Origin of the sequence: Delftia sp. WY8 (assembly GCF_018437695.1) — a bacterium.
Classification (GTDB): Bacteria; Pseudomonadota; Gammaproteobacteria; order Burkholderiales; family Burkholderiaceae_C; genus Comamonas; species Comamonas tsuruhatensis.
In genome coordinates this window covers 3200314-3218393 of record NZ_CP049795.1, presented here as the reverse complement: position 1 = coordinate 3218393, position 18080 = coordinate 3200314, and the positions used below count along the sequence as shown (strand labels likewise).

The following is an 18080-nucleotide window of genomic DNA, read 5'->3' as shown; positions in this document are numbered from 1 at the left end:
ACGCGCCATTGTGCCGCAAGCCGTCCGCCGTTGGCAGGGGGCGGATATGCCGGTGCAGCGGCTGGCTGCAGCAGTTTGTAACCGTCGGAAAACTGCCGTTCAGCTGTGGCGGCCCACGGGGCGCAGCGGCCAGGTGACGACCAGCCACAGCACGGCCAGGACGCTCGTCAGGGTGAACAGGCCCGGCATGCCGGCCCATTTGGCGACGGCGCCGCCCAGCGCGCCGCCTGCGAACAGGCCCAGCGATTGCAGCGTGTTGTAGGCGCCCAGCGCCGCGCCGCGCAGCGGAGCCGGCGCCATGCGCGAGACCAGGCTGGGCTGGGTGGCCTCCAGCGCGTTGAAGCCGCAGAAGAACACAAACATCAGCACGGCCATGGCCCACAGCGGCGGCTGCGTGCCGCCGGCCGCCAGCAGGCCCAGGCCGATCTGCACGAGGGTGATCAGGGCGATGGCGCCCAGCAGGGCCGCGCGCAGGCGCCCGCGCCGCTCCATGGCGAACAGGCCGCCCATGGCGGCGAAGGACAGCACCACGGCCGGCAGGTAGACATGCCAGTGCGCCTGCTTGTCCAGGCCTGCCTGCACCAGCATGGCGGGCACGGCCACCCACATGGACATCTGCACGGTGTGCAGCACGAAGACGCCCAGGTTCAGGCGCACCAGGTCGCCATGGCGCCACAGCTCGGCCATGCGGCCGCGCGGCTGGTCGGCGTGGCGCGCGGGCTCGGGCGGGACGACCCAGAGCACGACGGCAATGCCCGCCAGCGCCAGGGCGCAGGTCAGGCCGAAGATGCCGGGCAGCCCGCCCCAGGCCGCCAGCAGGGGACTGAGCACCAGGGCCAGCGCGAACATGAGGCCGATGCTGCCGCCCACCATGGCCATGGCCTTGGTGCGCACGCTGTCGCGCGTGAGGTCGGCCAGCAGCGCGGTCACGGCGGCCGAGACGGCGCCCGCGCCCTGCAGGCCGCGGCCCCACATCAGGCCCAGCAGCGAGTCGGCCGTGGCCGCCAGCAGGCTGCCCGCCGCAAAGACCAGCAGCCCGGCGACGATGACGCGCTTGCGCCCGAAGCGGTCCGAAGCCAGGCCCAGGGGCAGCTGGAACACGGCCTGGGTGAGCCCGTACAGGCCCATGGCCAGGCCGATCATGGCCGGATCATCCCCGCCCGGGTATTTGCGCGCCTCCAGCGCGAACACCGGCAGCACCAGGAACAGGCCCAGCATGCGCAGCGCAAAGATCAGCGCCAGGCTGGCGCTGGAACGGCGTTCCTGCGAGGTCATGCGGCCCGATGCGGCCGAGGAGGGGGCTGGCGCCTGGGCGCCGTGGACGGGTGTGGGGGAATCGAGCACGGGGTGCACTGTTGTGGGGGCAAGCAATCCGCCATTCTCGCCCATAGGCCGGCGCTGCGGGGTGGCTGGGTTATGCAAGGCAGTGCAAGACAGTTTTGTGAAGGGGCGCCGCAGAAGGCCCAGCCGCCCCGCAGACCGAGCCGCCATGCGGTGGCACGGGTTCTGACCTATCATGGCGGGTTCGCCTTCGCAGGGGTTTTCCCGATGCCTGGTTCCCACACGATTTCCGAAGACGGCGGCCTGGACCGGGCCGCCGACTCCCGCTCCCAGCCCGACGGCCGCTACCTCGGCCAGGCGCTGGCGCAGTCACGCATCGCCATCCGCGGTGCGCGCACGCACAACCTCAAGAACATCGACCTGGACATTCCGCGCAACCGGCTGGTGGTGATCACCGGGCTGTCGGGCTCGGGCAAGTCCAGCCTGGCCTTCGACACCCTGTACGCCGAGGGCCAGCGCCGCTATGTGGAGAGCCTGTCGGCCTATGCGCGCCAGTTCCTGGGGCGGCTGGACAAGCCCGATGTGGACCTGATCGAGGGCCTGTCGCCCGCCATCAGCATCGAGCAGAAGGCCACCAGCCACAACCCGCGCTCCACCGTGGGCACGGTGACCGAGATCAACGACTACCTGCGCCTGCTGTTCGCACGCGCCGGCACGCCCTACTGCCCCGACCACAACCTGCCGCTGCAGTCCCAGACCATCAGCCAGATGGTGGATGCGGCCCTGGCCCTGCCCGAGGACACGCGCCTCATGGTGCTGGGGCCGCTGGCGCGCAACAAGAAGGGCGAGTTCGCCGAGCTGTTCGCGCAGATGCAGGCCCAGGGCTATGTGCGCTTTCGCATCGACGGCAAGATCCACGAGTCCCATTCCCTGCCCGCGCTGGAGAAGAACGAGCGCCACGACATCGACGTGGTGATCGACCGCCTCAAGGTGCGTGCCGACGCCCAGCAGCGCCTGGCCGAGAGCTTCGAGGCCGCTCTGCGCGCGGGCGGCGCCGACGCCGGCGGCCGCGTGATCGCCCTGGAGATGGACAGCGGCAAGGAGCACCTCTTCAGCGCCAAGTTCGCCTGCCCGCTGTGCAGCTATTCGCTGCCCGAGCTGGAGCCGCGCCTGTTCTCGTTCAACTCGCCCATGGGCGCCTGCCCGGGCTGCGACGGCCTGGGCTGCACGGAGTCCTTCGATCCCGAGCGCGTGGTGGCCTTTCCCACGCTGAGCCTGGCCAGCGGCGCCGTCAAGGGCTGGGACCGGCGCAACGGCTACTACTTCTCCATGCTGGAGAGCGTGGCGCGCCACTATGGCGCCGATGTGGAGCTGCCCTTCGAGGAGCTGCCCGAGAAGGTGCGCAACGTGATGCTGTGGGGCTCGGGCGAGGAGGAAATGCCCTTCACCTATGTCTTCGACAGCGGCGCGCGCAAGGGCGAGACCCTGGTCAAGAGCCATCCCTTCGAGGGCATCATCCCCAACATCACGCGGCGCTGGCGCGAGACCGAGTCCAGCGTGGTGCGCGACGACCTGGCGCGGCTGCGCAGCGTCGCCGTCTGCCCCGACTGCGGCGGCACGCGGCTGCGCCGCGAGGCGCGCTTCGTGCGCATCGGCGAGGGCAAGCAGGCCCGCGCCATCTACGAGGTGGGCCACGCCACGCTGGCCGAGGCCCATGCCTGGTGCGCGTCCCTGCAGCTGTCGGGCGCCAAGGCGGAGATCGCGGGCAAGGTGGTGCGCGAGATCGCCTCGCGCCTGCTGTTCCTCAACGACGTGGGCCTGAGCTACCTGAGCCTGGAGCGCGGGGCCGACACGCTGTCCGGCGGCGAGGCCCAGCGCATCCGCCTGGCCAGCCAGATCGGCAGCGGCCTGACGGGCGTGATGTATGTGCTGGACGAGCCCAGCATCGGACTGCACCAGCGCGACAACGACAAGCTCATCGGCACGCTGCAGCACCTGCGCGACATCGGCAACAGCGTCATCGTGGTCGAGCACGACGAGGACATGATGCGCGCGGCCGACCAGATCATCGACCTGGGGCCGGGCGCGGGCGTGCATGGCGGCCGCGTCATGGCCCAGGGCAGCTACGAAGAGGTGCGCGCCAACCCCGATTCGCCCACGGGCCGCTACCTGGCGGGCACCCAGCGCATCGAAGTGCCTGCGCGGCGCACGCCCTGGCAGCCCGTGGTCGAGGCGCCGGCCGAGGGCGAGGTCCGGTCTCCTGCCAAGGGCTTCCCCGCACGCGCGGGCCAGCATCCGGCCGAGGCCGGTGCGGCTGCGCCGCAACTGCAGGCCCTGCGCGTGGTGGGCGCACGCGGCCACAACCTCAAGGGCGTGACGGCGGACTTTCCCGTGGGCCTGCTGACCTGCGTGACCGGCGTCTCGGGCTCGGGCAAGAGCACCCTGGTCAACGACACGCTCTATACCGAGGCCGCGCGCCAGATCCACCGTGCCGGCGGCGAGGCCGCGCCGCACGACGACATCATCGGCATGGGCTATTTCGACAAGGTCATCAATGTGGACCAGTCGCCCATAGGCCGCACGCCGCGCAGCAACCCGGCCACCTACACGGGCCTGTTCACGCCCATCCGCGACCTGATGGCCGAGACCAACACCGCCAAGGAGCGCGGCTACGGCCCCGGGCGCTTCTCCTTCAACGTGGCCGGCGGCCGCTGCGAGGCCTGCCAGGGCGACGGCGTGGTCAAGGTGGAGATGCACTTCCTGCCCGATGTCTACGTGCCCTGCGACATCTGCAACGGCCAGCGCTACAACCGCGAGACGCTGGAGGTGCAGTGGAAGGGCCGCAACATCTCCCAGATCCTGGAGATGACGGTGGAGGACGCCCATGCCTTCTTCAAGGACGTGCCCACCATCGCCCGCAAGCTGCAGACCCTGCTGGACGTGGGCCTGTCCTATATCCGGCTGGGCCAGAGCGCGACCACGCTGTCGGGCGGCGAGGCGCAGCGCGTCAAGCTGGCCCAGGAGCTGTCCAAGCGCGACACGGGTCGTACGCTCTACATCCTGGACGAGCCCACGACGGGCCTGCACTTCGCCGACATCGCCCTGCTGCTCAAGGTGCTGCAGCAGCTGCGCGATGCGGGCAACACCATCGTGGTCATCGAACACAACCTGGACGTGATCAAGACGGCCGACTGGATCATCGACATGGGCCCCGAAGGCGGCTCGGGCGGCGGCCAGGTGGTGGCCACGGGCACGCCCGAGGACGTGGCGGCCAACCCGGCCAGCCATACGGGGCGCTACCTGCGGCCCTATCTGGAGGCAGCGTCGGTGTCGGCTCCTGCAGCGGCCAAGGCTGGTCGCCGGAAAGCACAGTGAGGCCGGTCATGGACAGCAGCATCCTTGATTTCGTGGTGGTGGGCGCGGGCATGGCCGGTGCCTCGGTGGCCTGGCAGCTGGCGCGCGATGGCGGCGCCTCGGTGCTGGTGCTGGAGCGCGAATCCCAGCCCGGCTACCACAGCACGGGCCGCTCGGCCGCGCTGTATGAGGAGCACTATGGCCCGCTGCAGGTCCAGGCGCTGACGCGCGCCAGCCGCGCCTTCTACGAGCAGCCGCCGCAGGGCTTTGTGCAGGCGCCCATCCTGGCGCCGCGCGGCGTGCTCTATGTGGGCACGGCCGCGCAGAAGGACCTGCTCGATGCCGCCCATGCCGAGGCGCTCCTGCACTCGCCCCAGGCGCGGCGCCTGGGCCCCGATGAACTCAAGGCCCTGGTGCCCTGCCTGAATACCGCGCTGCTGGTCGATGGCTTTGCGGACGACGGCGCGCGCGACATCGACGTGCATGGCCTGCACCAGGGCTTCCTGCGCGGCCTGCGCCAGTGCGGCGGCGAGCTGCGCTGCAGCGCCGAGGTCCGCGCGCTGGCGCAGGACGGCGGTGTCTGGACCGTGGACCTGACCGACGGCAGCCAGGTGCGCGCGCGCTGCGTGGTCAACGCGGCCGGCGCCTGGGCCGATGCGCTGGGCGCACTGGCGGGCGCAGCGCCCATCGGCCTGGTGCCCAAGCGGCGCAGTGCCTTCACCTTTGCCGTGCCCGAAGGCATGGACGCCGCGCACTGGCCCGCCGTGATCAGCGCCGACGAGGGCTTTTACTTCAAGCCCGATGCAGGCCAGCTGCTGGGCTCGCCCGCCAACGCCGACCCCGTGGCGCCGCAGGACGTGGCGCCCGAGGAACTGGACGTGGCCACGGGCATCTGGCGCATCGAGGAAGTGACCACGCTGCAGATCCGCCGCCCCTCCCACACCTGGGCCGGTCTGCGCAGCTTCGTGGCCGACGGCGAGATGGCCATTGGCTGGGATGCCTCGCCCGTGCCGCTGCCGGGCTTTTTCTGGGTGGCCGCCCAGGGCGGCTACGGCATACAGAGCGCCTTCGGCTACAGCCTGCTGGCGCGCAACCTGCTGCGCGGCGAGCCGCTGGATGCGCGCCTGGCCGCGCAGGGCGTGCAGCCTGAACGGCTGTCGCCTGCGCGCTGCCAGCGCGGCTGAGGTTCGGTTGAAGCGTGCCGCTCAGAGCGGCGAGCGCCGCGCAAAGCGCACCACGGTCACGCCCGCGCGCGCCTGGCGCACCGAGGGCATGACCAGCACGCAGTCGCCATAGGGCGTGATCACCGGCTCGCCATCGTTGTCGCCGATCACCGTGCCGGCCTTCTCGAAGCGCTCCAGTCCCGTGAACGGCGCCGTGAAGCGAAAGCCGCTGCTCTTGGCCACCACGGGCGCCGTGACTTCCAGCGCCCACTGGGCCGGTGCGTCGGCCTGCTTCCAGCCGGGCAGGGCGGCGTGCAGCGCGCCGTTGTCGAAGATGGCGGCCACTTCGAGGAAACGCAGGCACTGGTCGTGCGCCACGTCGCGGCTGGCCAGATCGCCGTGGAAGCCGCATTCGATCAGGAGCGAGCGCGAGTCGCCGGCCTCGGCGTCGGGCAGGCCGAAGCGCCCGTAGTCGCGCAGCCGCGTGCCGTCCTTGTGGCCGGCATCCACGACGATGTTCGCCGGCGCGCCCATCTGGCGTGCCAGATCGCGGTTGCGCGGCTGCATGCCGGTCAGCAGCAGCGGGGCCGAGGGTTCGTGCATGGAATGCAGGTCCAGCAGCCAGTCGGCCTGCTGCACGAAGGGGCGCAGCGCGGCGGCTCGGCGGCGTTCGCGGGTGCTGCCCTCGTCGATGCGTGCGTCTATCCACTGGCGGTTCATGTCCTCGTCCACGAAGCGCGAGGCATCGTGGCTGGCCGCGTCGAAGCGGTCGAAGGCATCGAGGTTGGCCAGCACCAGGGTCAGGCGGCCGTTGTCCAGCGCCAGGCCGTTGTGCAGGGCCTGAAGCAGCCCGGACACGGCCCAGGCGCCGCAGATCTCGTTGCCGTGCACCAGCGCGGAAATCATCACGTGGCGGCCCGGGCGTCCCGAGTCGAATTGCCACACGCCCTCGGTACCGGTATTGCCCGCGCGCCAGGCGCTCAGGTCGGGCAGGGGAAGGTCAAATCGCAAAGCGTCCATGGCTGGCTCAGTTCTCGATGTGGGCAAATTGGACGATTTTTGTGTACTTGGCGATCTCGGCGTTGATGTACTTGCCGGCATCGGTCTTGGGATCGGCCACGACCGAGCCCGACTCTTCCATCTTCTTGCGGAACTCGGGCGAGGCCATGGTCTCGTCCAGCGCCTTCTTGACCTTGGCGGCCACGGGTGCGGGCAGGCCCTTGGGCGCCATCAGCGCGAACCAGACGTTGATGTCCACGTTCTTGTACTGGGGCAGCTCGGACAGGGCCGGGATGTCGGGCGTGATGGCCGAGCGCTTGGCCTCCGTCGTGCCCAGGGCGATGACCTTGCCCGCGCGGATCTGGGGCAGGCCCGAGGACAGCACGAACATGCCGAACTCGATGTTGTTGCCCACCAGGTCCGTGGTCAGGGGCGCCACGCCCCGGTAGGGGATGTGGGTCATGTGCAGCTTGCCCTGCTCCTTGACCATCTCGCCGGCCAGGTGCAGTGCCGTGCCCACGCCCGAGCTGCCGTAGCTGAACTTGCCCGGGTTCTTGGCCACCAGGGCGCTGAACTCTGCGGCGGTCTTCACGCCGGCCTTCTGCGAGGCCACCAGCACCATGGGCTGGGAGCCGATCATGCCGATGGGCGTGAAGTCGCCGATGGAGTACTTGATGCTCTTGTTGATCAGCCGGGCGATGGCCAGCTCGTTGTTGGCACCCACGAACAGCGTGTAGCCGTCGGGCGTGGCCTTGACGGCCTTTTGCGCGCCGATGGCGCCGCCTGCGCCGCCCAGGTTTTCCACCACCACGGGCTGGCCCAGGCGCGAGGCCAGGCCATCGGCCACGAAGCGGCCCACCAGGTCGGTGCTGCCGCCGGCGGGGTAGCCCACGATCATGGTGATGGCGCGGTTGGGGTAGCTGGCGGCGTCGTCGGCGAAGGCGCTGCCGGTGGCGGCGATCAGCAGGCCGCAGGCCAGGGCGGTGCGGCGCAGGAGGGAGTTGCTGGGCATGGGGTTATTCCTGAAATGTATGGGATTGATTGTGCGAAGGACTACCCAGGCATTTGGTGCTGATTCGGCACGAGGCGGAGCCATTGCAGCACCAAAACCCGCTTGTTCCACAGCGCGGTGCGGGTTTGCACCAGGAGGGCGCATGCATGCACCCGTCAGGCGCCCGTGATGTCGCTCCAGAACTGCTCGGCCGCGGGGCCCAGGTGGCGCTTGGGACGGTACAGGCGCACGTCGAAGTGCACTTCCAGGCCCGGGTCGCCGGCCACGGCCAGGCGGCCGGCCTGGCAGTCGCCGCGCACCATGGACCACGGCATCCAGGCCAGGCCCAGGCCGCGCAGCACGTATTCGTAGTGGGCGTCGGCCGAGTCGCAGTCCACGCAGCGGCGCAGGCGCGGCGCCAGCGGATGCCGGGCCAGGTGGTCTTCCACCAGCCGGCCCAGGGCCATGCTGTGCGAGAAGGCCAGGTAGGGCACGGGAGCGACGGGCTGGTGGCTGGCCGACAGCTCGTACAGCGGGCGGCCCCGGGCATCGGCGCGGGCCACGGGCACCAGCCTGTCCTGCATCACCGTCAGGTAGCTGAACTGGCGACCGTCCAGGCGCACGCCAATGGCGGCGTGGTGGTAGACCAGCGTGAAGCTGACTTCGCCGCGCTGCAGCATGGCCACGGTCTCGTCCAGCGTGCGTGTGACCACGCGCAGCTCGGCCGTCTGCAGCACGCTGCCGTGGCGCGTCAGCCAGTCGGCCACGATGGTGCGCGCCAGCGTGCGCCCCGTGGCCAGGGTGATCACGCGGGCCTGGCGCCCGGCCACGGCCTGCAGTTCGTCATGCGACTGGGCCAGCGTGCGCACCAGTTGCTCGGCCGTATCGCGGAAGGCTTCGCCGGCCGGCGTCAGCCGCACGGGGCCGCCGCCGGGCTCGACCAGGGGCGTGCCGGCCCAGGCCTCCAGCGCGCGGATGCGCCGCCCGAAGGCCGGATGGGTGACATGGCGCAGCTCGGCCGCGCGCGTGAAGCTGCGCTCCTGGGCCAGCAGCAGGAAGTCTTCCAGCCATTTGCCTTGCATGGCCGGGCTTCCCTGCCGTCTCAGGCAGCGGCTGCGTCTTGCAGCGTCTGGCGCGTGGCCTGGGCGGCGGTGCGCGCGGCGGCAGCGAAGTCGTCGCCCTGCGATGCATAGAGCACCGCACGCGAGGAATTGATGATGATGGGGCCGCCGCCGATGCGCGCCGCCTTGACCGTGGCCACGGCATCGCCCCCCTGGGCACCCACGCCGGGAATCAGCAGCGGCAGCGAGGGCGCGAATTCACGCACGCGCTCGATCTCCTGCGGGCGCGTGGCGCCCACCACCAGGCCGAGCTGGCCGTTGGTGTTCCAGGGGCCTTGCGCCAGGCGCGCCACATGCTCGAACAGGTGGGGCTGGCCCGGCAGGTCGGCCAGGCGCTGCGCCTGCAGGTCGTCGCCGCCGGGGTTGGAGGTGCGGCACAGCAGGAAGGCGCCCTTGCCCTCGTACTGCAGGTAGGGCGTGATGGAGTCGAAGCCCATGAAGGGCGACAGGGTGACGGCGTCGGCGCCGTAGCGCTCGAAGGCTTCCTTGGCGTATTGCTCGGCGGTGGAGCCGATGTCGCCGCGCTTGGCGTCCAGGATGATGGGCACATGGGGCGCGACGGCGCGCATGTGGGCCATGAGCTTTTCCAGCTGCTCTTCGGCGCGGTGGGCCGCGAAGTAGGCGATCTGGGGCTTGAAGGAGTTCACCAGATCGGCCGTGGCCTCGACGATGGCGGCGCAGAATTCGTAGATTTTGCTTGCATCGCCGCGCATGGCCGCAGGAAAGCGGCTGGGTTCGGGGTCCAGGCCCACGCACAGCATGGATTGGTTCTGGGCAGTGGCATTGCGCAGCATGTCGAGAAAGGTCATGGGGCGCGATTTTAGCGATCGGCCCTTCCCGGGGCCTGTCGCCGGGCATCCAGCGGGTTTGGCGGCCCATGGGCACAATCGGCGGCCTATGCCTGCCTTCACCGCCCGACAAATCCTTTTGCTGATCGCGCTGACCCTGATCTGGGGCATCAACTGGCCGGTGATGAAGCTGGGCGTGCAGCATTTCCCGCCGCTGAGTTTCCGCATGGCCTCGATGTGGGTGGGGCTGCCCATCCTGGCAGCCTTCGTGGTCTGGCGCCGCCTGCCGCTGGCCGTGCCGCGCGCCTGTTGGCCCCGGCTGGCGCAGCTGACGCTGTTCAACATGGTGCTGTGGAACAGCCTGATCATCATTGCCATCCCCATGCTGTCCAGCGGGCGGGCGGCCATCCTGGGCTACACCATGCCCATCTTCTCGGCCGTGCTGGGCAGCCTGTTCTTCCATGACCGGCTGGCGCCGCGTGCCTGGGCGGGTGTGGCGGCGGCCTTGGCGGGCGTGCTCCTGCTGCTGTGGCACGAGGTCGGCGCCCTGGGCAGCCGCCCCATCGGCGTGGGCCTGATGCTGGCCGCCGCGCTGAGCTGGGCCTTCGGCACGCAGAAGCTGCGCCGCGCCGAGGTGCCCGTGCCCCTGCTGACGATGACGCTGTGGATGGTGGCGCTGACCGCGCTGACGCTCACGGTGCTGGCCTTCGTCTTCGAGCGCCACCTGTGGCACTGGCCCGATGCCCAGGCCACGGGCGCCATCGTCTTCAACGGCGTGCTGGTGCTGGGCTTTGGCCAGACGGTCTGGTTCTTCCTGGCGCGCAGCCTGCCGCCCGTGGCGTCCACGCTGAGCGTGATGATGATCCCCGTGCTGGGCGTGTTCAGCGGCGCCTGGTGGCTGGGCGAGGAGCTGCACTGGCAGGACTGGACGGCCGTGGCGCTGATGGTGGTGGCCATCGCCTCGGTGCTGTGGCCGGCGCGTGGCCGCTGAGGGCAAGCAGGGGAAGGTCGGGAGAAGAAGACGCAGCCTGACTGCGCACGCGGGCGCAGTCAGGCTGCAGGGCCTCAGCGTTGCGCCGTGGCCGGGGCGCCCAGCAGGCGCTGGATGTCGATGTTGTTGGGCAGCGCGTAGTCGTGGCTGCGCACGATGCGGCTGTCGTCGGTGCGAACCAGCTTCAGGCTCACATAGGTGTACTTGGCAGCCGCCGAGTACGTGCCCACCAGGACCAGGGCCGCATTGTGGTTGCGGGCGATGTCCTTGATCTCGCGCGACAGCAGCAGCTCGCCCGTGCCTTCCTTGACGTACACATCGCCGCGCAGCTTCAGCTCCTTGACGTTGTAGCCCTTGGCGGACAGCTGGGAGGCGTACAGCTCGCTGAGCGTGCGGCCCAGCGGGGCCGAGCGCGTCAGGTCGTTGACGTTGACCACGGTGGCCACGAGCACGGGTGCCTCGCCCAGTTCCTCGGTGTTCAGGCCCTTGACCAGCTCGTCCACGGCAGCGCGGCTGCTGGCGATGAAGGGGTTGGCTGCGGCCGACTGGTAGGTGGGCTCGCCACGGCGTGCGGCCGAGAACTCGGGCGAAGGCGCGGGGGCGGGCACGGCGCAGGCGGACAGCAGGGCTGCCGCAGCCAGCGCGGCCGGCAGGAGGGGCGTGCGCAGCGTCATTGGCCCACCACCTTCAGGTTCTTGGTGGGGAATTCGGGGCGCTCGTCCTCGGCCGTGAACAGCACGGCGTCGCTCTTTTCGAGGTAGTAGACGTCGGTCTTGCGCGCCAGGTACTGGTTGTTGCGCACCACCGTCGTCGTCAGCACGAGTTCGGGGTTGGGCAGGCGCTTGCCATGGCGCACGACCTGGGCGCCGTAGCTCACCTGCAGCTGGGCCTGGGCCGGCTGCAGCATGACGGTCACGCCGCTTTGCACGAGCTTGGTGATGATCAGCTCACGAAAACCCTTGTCGAACGGGCTGGGCTCGGCCGGCAGGGCCACGTGGACCGGCGTGGTGCGCTCGATGCCGGTCTTTTGCAGTGTCTCCAGCGTCTTGGCGACGACATCGTTGGCCACGGAGTCCCAGTGGCCGGCAGCGCCGATCTTGGGCTGGGCCGTGGCTTCGAAGTAGCTGGTCATCGGTGCATTGACGCAGCCCGCCAGGGCCAGGCAGAGGCCCGCCAGGGCCAGGCCGCCGGCGGATTTGAACGATCGCATGGATTTCTCCTCGGTGCGGGGGCGCGCTGCGGCGGATTGCTGCAGCTGCGCAAAGTGTCAATTGTGGCTTCGCCGCGAGGCACTGACAAGAAAGTGCCCCGTATCCGGATGTTGCCGTGCTCAGCCGTTGGCGCGCTTTTGCAGGATCTCGAAGGCAGGCAGGGTCTTGCCTTCCAGCACCTCCAGGAAGGCGCCGCCGCCCGTGGAGATGTAGCCGACCTGGTCCTCGATGCCGTACTTGGCGATGGCGGCCAGGGTATCGCCGCCACCGGCGATGCTGAAGGCGTCGGACTCGGCAATCGCCTGTGCCACGACCTTGGTGCCGTTGGCGAACTGGTCGAACTCGAACACGCCCATGGGGCCGTTCCAGACGATGGTGCCGGCCTTGCGCAGTTGCTCGGCCAGGCGGGCGGCGGTCTCGGGGCCGATGTCCAGGATCATGTCGTCGTCAGCCACTTCGGTGGCCTTCTTGACGGTGGCGGGCGCGTCGGCCGCAAAGGTCTTGGAGACCACCACGTCGGTGGGAATCGGCACCTCGGCGCCGCGTGCGGCCATGGCGTCGATCACGGCGCGGGCCTCGCCGACCAGGTCGGCCTCGGCCAGGCTCTTGCCGATCTTCAGGCCCGCAGCCAGCATGAAGGTGTTGGCAATGCCGCCGCCCACGATGAGCTGGTCCACGTTCTTGGCCAGCGACTGCAGGATGGTCAGCTTGGTTGACACCTTGGAGCCGGCCACGATGGCGGCCAGCGGGCGGCGCGGGTTGGCCAGGGCCTTGGTGATGGCGTCGATCTCGGCCGACAGCAGCGGTCCCGCGCAGGCAATGGGCGCGAACTGGGCGATACCGTAGGTGGTTCCCTCGGCACGGTGGGCAGTGCCGAAGGCGTCGTGCACGAAGATGTCGCACAGCGCGGCCAGCTTGCGGGCCAGTTCTTCCTTGTTCTTCTTCTCGCCCACGTTCACGCGGCAGTTCTCCAGCAGCACGACCTGGCCGGGCGCCACCTGCACGCCGTCCACCCAGTCGGCGACCAGGGGCACTTCGCGGCCCAGCAGCTCGCCCAGGCGGCGGGCCACGGGCGCCAGCGAATCGGCGGGCTTGAACTCGCCTTCGGTGGGACGGCCCAGGTGGCTGGTCACCATCACGGCGGCGCCGGCCTTCAGTGCCATCTCGATGGCGGGCACGGAGGCGCGCACGCGCGTGTCCTCGGTGATCTCGCCAGCATCGTTCAGGGGCACGTTGAGGTCGGCGCGGATGAAGACGCGCTGGCCCTGGGCCTTGCCCTGGGCGCACAGATCGGAGAAACGGAGAATGTTCATGACGGCGGCGTTGCGATCGGTGGCGATCGCCATGGATTTGAAACGAAAAAGAGGTAAAGCGCGGCCATTGTAGGCGGCGTGCCCGCCCCGGCAGCGGGCGGGCGCACCGGCGATCCGGGGCATCGGGAGCCGCCTGTAATCCGGTTTCAGCCGGGGAGCCGGGCGCTCTCGGCCGCTCTCGGCCGCGCTGCGCCTACCAGCCCAGGCCGATATGCAGTGGCAGATAGACCGCCATGCCAAGCGCGATCGTTCCCATGATGCTGCGCTTGTAAAAAAAATACATGACCGCGCAAGCCAGGGCCGGCAGGCGCGCATCGACCACGGTGGAGATCAGCCGGCCGTTGGTCATCACGATCTCGGGCGCAATCACGGCCGCCAGGGCCGCCAGCGGCGCGTACTTGAGGCCGCGCTTGAGCCATTGCGGCAAGGGCACCTCGCGCTCGGGAATCAGGAAGAAGGCGCGTGTGAACAGCGTGATGGCCGCCAGGCCCACGCAGGCCAGCCAGGGCCACAGCCAGGACAGATCCATCAGAGCGTTTCCTTTTCCTTGGTTTGCACGGGCCGGGCGTCTTCGTCCAGCGGCAGCCGGGCATGGCGCTCGCCATGGGCTGTATCGGGCGGGAGAATCACCGGGCCTGGCTCCCCTTTTTCAGGCGCCTGCAGTGCGCGCAGGCGCTGCTGCAGCGTTTCCGCCAGCAGGCCTGCGGCCACGGCTGCAGCGATGGCCACGAGGATATTGAGCTTGAGCGGCAGCGCAAAGGCCGCCACGGCCGCGCTGGCCGCAACCACGCCTGCCACCCAGGTGGCACGGTCGTTGAGCATGGACAGCAGCACGCCCATCAGGGCCAGCACGCCCGCAAAGCCCAGTCCCCAGGACAGGGGCACCTGTTCGGCCAGCAGGATGCCCAGCGTGGACGGGATCTGCCAGGCCAGCCAGTTGGTCGATGCGGCACCCCAGAAATAGGGCAGCTGCTCGGGCTGGGGCCGGGCATCGGGGTAGCGCTTCATGAAGCCCACGAAGATCACGTCGCCGCTGAAATAGGCGATGGCCAGGCGGTGGCGCAGGCGCAGGTGGGCAAAGTAGCTGCGCCACATGCTGCTGAGGATGACGAAGCGCAGGTTCACGCAGATGGCCGTGAACCAGACCACCCACATGGGCGCGCCCACGGCCATCAGCGGCAGCACGGCCAGCTGGGCACTGCCGGCATAGACCAGCAGGCCCATGAACAGCGCCAGGGGCAGGGACATGCCGCTCTTGATCATGGCCACGCCCGTGACCAGGCCCCAGGCGCCGATGCCCAGCGCCGTGCCCGACATGTCGCGCACGCCGGTCATGAAGGCGGGATCGCGCGCAATGCCGCGTGCGCGCTCCACCAGGGGCTGCAGGTTCATGGCGTGCCGCCGCTGGCAGCACCGTCCAGGATGGCTCCTTCAGGCAGATCGAAGCCGCGCAGGAAATCGCCCGCCGCCAGCCGCTTGCCGCCCGCGCGCTGCAGCAGCGTCATGCACAGCACGCCCTGGCCGCAGGCCACGCGCACGCCGTCGGCGCCTGCGGACAGCACGGTGCCAGGCACTGCCGCCGCCACGGCGGCGGCGGGGTCGGCGTGAGCCTCCCAGACCTTGATGGCTTCATCGCCGTACTGCGTGGCGCCACCTGGGAAGGGGTTGAAGGCGCGCAGGCGCCGGGCAATGGCCTCGGCATCCTGGCGCCAGTCGATCTGGCTTTCGGCCTTTTCGATCTTGTGCGCGTAGTTCACGCCTTCGGCAGGCTGGGGCGTGCGCGGCAGGCCGCCGCAGGCGCTCATCTCCAGCGCCTCGACGATGAGGCGCCCGCCCAGGTCGGCCAGCTTGTCGTGCAGGCTGGCCGTGGTGTCGTCGGCGGTGATGGGCAGGCGCTCGATCAGGCACATGTCGCCCGTGTCCAGGCCCGCATCCATCTGCATGATGGTGACGCCGGTCTCGGCATCACCGGCCTCGATGGCGCGGTGGATGGGGGCGGCGCCGCGCCAGCGCGGCAGCAGGCTGGCGTGGATGTTCAGGCAGCCGCGCGGAGGCGTATCGAGCACCCACTGCGGCAGGATCAGCCCGTAGGCGGCCACGACCATGACATCGGCCTGGGCCGCTTCGATGGCGGCGCGGGCGGCGGCGGCCTCTTCGGGGTATTTGCCGTCCAGGCGCAGGCTGCGCGGCTGGGCCACGGCAATGCCATGCTCCAGCGCGCACTGCTTGACGGGCGAGGCCTGCAGCTTCATGCCGCGCCCGGCAGGACGGTCGGGCTGGGTCAGCACCAGGGGGACGGTGAAGCCCGCGGCGAGCAGGCGTTCAAGGGCAACGCGCGCGAACTCGGGCGTGCCGGCAAAAATGACTCTCATGCAATCCAGTAGGGACGGTGGGGACGGTGTGCAGGCTCAACGCCGATCGTCGTCATTGAACACTTCGTCGGTGAACATCACGCGGCGCACCACGCCGGCGGGGTCGATATGCACATGGGCCTGGCGGCGAATGCCATTTTCCAGGATACGGTAGGTCCAGATGTCGCCGTTGAAACTGTAGACCCTCTCGATCAGCGCAGGCGGGCCGAAGAGCTGGCGTACGCTTTCCCGGGTGTCCTCGCCATTGCGCAGGGCGTGGAAGCGTTCGATGGTGAGCGCCTGCTCCACGCGCACCAGGCGCTGGCTGGCGTCGAAATCCATGTGGTAGACCTGCTGGCCTGCAGGCTGCCAGCTGTAGACCAGGCGCGTGCCGCCGCCGTCCAGCGGCAGGCTCAGGGTCGGGCGGCCCATGGAGCGCTCGATGTCGGCCCGTGGCGTGCCGGGCTTTTGCCACTCGGGTACGGTGCAGCCGACCAGCAGCAGGGACAGGGCCAGCAGCGCCCAGGCAACGAGGCCCGCGCCGTCCATCTTCCAGCGCGGCATGAAGCGAGGCGCTGGCAGGCGGGTCATGCGCGTTCTGCCTGTTTCTGCTGCTTGAGCAGCTTGGTCTTGATGCGGTTGCGCTTGAGCGGCGACAGGTATTCGACGAAGACCTTGCCCATCAGGTGGTCCATCTCGTGCTGGATGCAGATGGCCTTGAAGCCTTCGGCCTCGATGATGCGTTCGTTGCCGTTCTCGTCCAGCGCCTTGACCTTGATGGCCGTGGAGCGTTCGACACCGTCGTAGATGCCGGGCACGGACAGACAGCCTTCCTCGCCCAATTGCTTCTCGTCGCTGGCCCAGAGCAGCTCGGGGTTGATCAGCGCAAAGGGCTCGTCGCGGCCTTCGGAGACATCGACCACGACCACGCGTTCATGCACATTCACCTGGGTGGCGGCCAGTCCCACGCCCTGGGCGTCATACATGGTGGCGTACATGTCCTGGACCAGTTGGCGAATGCGGTCATCGACCTTGGCGACCGGCTTGGCGACGGTGTGCAGGCGGGGGTCGGGATAGCAAAGAATGGGCAGAATGGACATGGCGTGGTCGGTGAATGTCGTTATTTTCGCCACTTTTCTGCCTGGGCGCAGCGGGACGACGCAATAAGCGTTGCCCTCTCATGGCCTTGCACGCAGAATCTTTGCTGATTTGTAAGACCTGTATGGCCGTTCATGACAAGATCGGCCGTGCCGCAGTGCCTAGGAGGGACGCTGTGTCAGACACAAGAAGAGGAATTCCATGACTGCATTCGCCACAGCTCGTACCTGGACTGTTGCCTCGGCCCTGATCGCCGCGTGTGCGGCGGCCCACGCGCAGCAGTATCCGGTGACGCCATCGCAGCGCTCGGCAGCCCAGCAGGTGGCGCAGCAGGGCGTTCCCGTGGGTGAGCTGGCGCCCGATGCGCCCGACAGCTACACCGTCAAGCGCGGCGACACGCTGTGGGGCATCTCCGGCATGTTCCTGCGCCGTCCCTGGCGCTGGCCCGAGCTGTGGGGCATGAACATGCAGGCCATCGCCAACCCCCATCTCATCTATCCGGGCCAGGTGCTGCACCTGGACAAGCGTGACGGCTACGCCCGCCTGAGCACGGCCCGCCCCATGGGCGATGGCGGCGAGCCCGGCGTGGTCCGCATCACTCCGAGCACGCGCAGCGAATCCCTGGCCCAGGCGGCCCTGCCCACGCTGCAGCCCCATCTGATCGAGCCCTTCCTGGCCGAGCCCCTGGTCGTCGATGCCGAAACGCTGCTGCGCGCGCCACGCCTGATCGCCACCACGGACGAGCGCGTGCTCATGGCCAGCGGCGACCGCGCCTATGCACGCGGCATGGCCGAGGCGCCGCTGCGCAAGGGCGACGGCCTGCCGCGCCAGTACCGCGTCTTCCGCGATGCCGTGGCGCTCAAGGACCCCATCTCCGGCGAGGTGCTGGGCTATGAGGCCAAGTACCTGGGCCTGGCCGATCTCATCGAGGGCGAGACCACGCTGGAGATCGTCGACAGCAAGGGCGAAAAGCACCAGCAGAACTCTCCCGCCACGGTGGACCTGTCGCGTTCCAAGACCGAAATGCGCGCCGGCGACCGCCTGCTGCCCGCGCCCGAGCGCACCTACATGAACTACGCGCCCCACGCGCCGCAACAGGCAGTGAAGGCCCATGTGGTTTCCCTGTACGGTGATCAGGCCGTGCGCTGGGCGGCCAACAACCAGGTCATTGCCATCAACAAGGGCACGCAGGACGGCATGGACGTGGGCACGGTGCTGGAGCTGATCCGCCGCGGCGCACGCATCGTGGACAAGACGGGCGAGAAAAAGGAAGAGGTGCAACTGCCCGACGAACACAACGGCCATGCCATGGTGTTCCGGACCTTCGATCGCGTCTCCTACGCGCTGATCCTGGAGGCGCGGCGCGGTGTCGAGGTCGGCGACAGCCTGACCTCGCCGGCTCCTTGAGCCACCACGGCC

At 69.4% G+C, this 18080-nt stretch carries 17 protein-coding genes; 4 read left to right on the top strand and 13 right to left on the bottom strand.

The window, feature by feature from the left end; all coding sequences use genetic code 11:
- Positions 1-99: 99 nt before the first annotated feature.
- Positions 100-1275: an MFS transporter gene (locus tag G4D77_RS14835; protein ID WP_154836437.1), complete on the bottom strand. Its 1176-nt coding sequence runs from the start codon at positions 1273-1275 to the stop codon at positions 100-102.
- Between the two features lie 273 nt (positions 1276-1548).
- Here G4D77_RS14835 and uvrA point away from each other — a divergent pair, with 273 nt between their 5' ends.
- Entirely contained in the window at positions 1549-4656 is a 3108-nt protein-coding gene (uvrA, locus tag G4D77_RS14830; RefSeq protein WP_154836172.1) for an excinuclease ABC subunit UvrA, read from the top strand.
- 8 nt (positions 4657-4664) lie between these two features.
- Entirely contained in the window at positions 4665-5819 is a 1155-nt protein-coding gene (locus G4D77_RS14825; RefSeq protein ID WP_154836170.1) for an NAD(P)/FAD-dependent oxidoreductase, read from the top strand.
- Positions 5820-5840: 21 nt separating this feature from the next.
- On the opposite strand, the gene G4D77_RS14820 is transcribed toward G4D77_RS14825, so the two are convergent.
- The 4 genes from G4D77_RS14820 to pyrF form a co-directional block, all read right to left on the bottom strand.
- Entirely contained in the window at positions 5841-6818 is a 978-nt protein-coding gene (locus G4D77_RS14820; protein ID WP_016454260.1) for a M14 family metallopeptidase, read from the bottom strand.
- A gap of 7 nt (positions 6819-6825) precedes the next feature.
- Positions 6826-7809 carry a Bug family tripartite tricarboxylate transporter substrate binding protein gene (locus G4D77_RS14815; protein ID WP_016449351.1) on the bottom strand — a complete coding sequence of 328 codons (984 nt, stop codon included), beginning with the start codon at positions 7807-7809 and terminating at the stop codon, positions 6826-6828.
- A 155-nt stretch (positions 7810-7964) separates the two neighbouring features.
- Positions 7965-8870, bottom strand: a complete 906-nt coding sequence (locus tag G4D77_RS14810) for a LysR family transcriptional regulator (RefSeq protein ID WP_017407708.1) — start codon at positions 8868-8870, stop codon at positions 7965-7967.
- Positions 8871-8890: 20 nt separating this feature from the next.
- Positions 8891-9718 (bottom strand): orotidine-5'-phosphate decarboxylase, encoded by an 828-nt coding sequence (gene pyrF / locus G4D77_RS14805; protein WP_154836168.1) that lies wholly within the window; start codon positions 9716-9718, stop codon positions 8891-8893.
- 88 nt (positions 9719-9806) lie between these two features.
- Here pyrF and G4D77_RS14800 point away from each other — a divergent pair, with 88 nt between their 5' ends.
- Positions 9807-10688 carry a DMT family transporter gene (locus G4D77_RS14800; RefSeq protein ID WP_154836166.1) on the top strand — a complete coding sequence of 294 codons (882 nt, stop codon included), beginning with the start codon at positions 9807-9809 and terminating at the stop codon, positions 10686-10688.
- 74 nt (positions 10689-10762) lie between these two features.
- Here G4D77_RS14800 and G4D77_RS14795 read toward each other — a convergent pair whose 3' ends face one another.
- From G4D77_RS14795 to def, 8 genes are all read right to left on the bottom strand, one after another.
- Entirely contained in the window at positions 10763-11362 is a 600-nt protein-coding gene (locus tag G4D77_RS14795; protein ID WP_017407706.1) for a FlgO family outer membrane protein, read from the bottom strand.
- Complete coding sequence (locus G4D77_RS14790) at positions 11359-11898, bottom strand: hypothetical protein (RefSeq protein ID WP_016449355.1); 540 nt, start codon at positions 11896-11898, stop codon at positions 11359-11361. Before G4D77_RS14790 ends, G4D77_RS14795 begins: the two co-directional genes overlap by 4 nt.
- A gap of 120 nt (positions 11899-12018) precedes the next feature.
- Positions 12019-13212 (bottom strand): phosphoglycerate kinase, encoded by a 1194-nt coding sequence (locus G4D77_RS14785; protein WP_034348266.1) that lies wholly within the window; start codon positions 13210-13212, stop codon positions 12019-12021.
- Positions 13213-13405: 193 nt separating this feature from the next.
- Positions 13406-13741 (bottom strand): AzlD domain-containing protein, encoded by a 336-nt coding sequence (locus G4D77_RS14780; protein WP_012202761.1) that lies wholly within the window; start codon positions 13739-13741, stop codon positions 13406-13408.
- Positions 13741-14604 (bottom strand): AzlC family ABC transporter permease, encoded by an 864-nt coding sequence (locus G4D77_RS14775; protein ID WP_154836164.1) that lies wholly within the window; start codon positions 14602-14604, stop codon positions 13741-13743. Before G4D77_RS14775 ends, G4D77_RS14780 begins: the two co-directional genes overlap by 1 nt.
- Positions 14601-15584 carry a methionyl-tRNA formyltransferase gene (gene fmt, locus G4D77_RS14770; RefSeq protein ID WP_126311108.1) on the bottom strand — a complete coding sequence of 328 codons (984 nt, stop codon included), beginning with the start codon at positions 15582-15584 and terminating at the stop codon, positions 14601-14603. The genes G4D77_RS14775 and fmt overlap by 4 nt, the downstream gene beginning before the upstream one ends.
- 36 nt (positions 15585-15620) lie before the next feature.
- The gene (locus G4D77_RS14765; protein ID WP_034366210.1) at positions 15621-16154 is read right to left on the bottom strand and encodes a membrane protein; all 534 of its coding nucleotides are present in this window, start codon (positions 16152-16154) and stop codon (positions 15621-15623) included.
- Positions 16151-16663: a peptide deformylase gene (gene def / locus G4D77_RS14760; RefSeq protein ID WP_016449360.1), complete on the bottom strand. Its 513-nt coding sequence runs from the start codon at positions 16661-16663 to the stop codon at positions 16151-16153. The genes G4D77_RS14765 and def overlap by 4 nt, the downstream gene beginning before the upstream one ends.
- A 199-nt stretch (positions 16664-16862) precedes the next feature.
- On the opposite strand from def, the gene G4D77_RS14755 reads away from it, so the two are divergent.
- Complete coding sequence (locus tag G4D77_RS14755) at positions 16863-18068, top strand: LysM peptidoglycan-binding domain-containing protein (protein ID WP_154836162.1); 1206 nt, start codon at positions 16863-16865, stop codon at positions 18066-18068.
- The last annotated feature ends 12 nt before the right edge of the window (positions 18069-18080 follow it).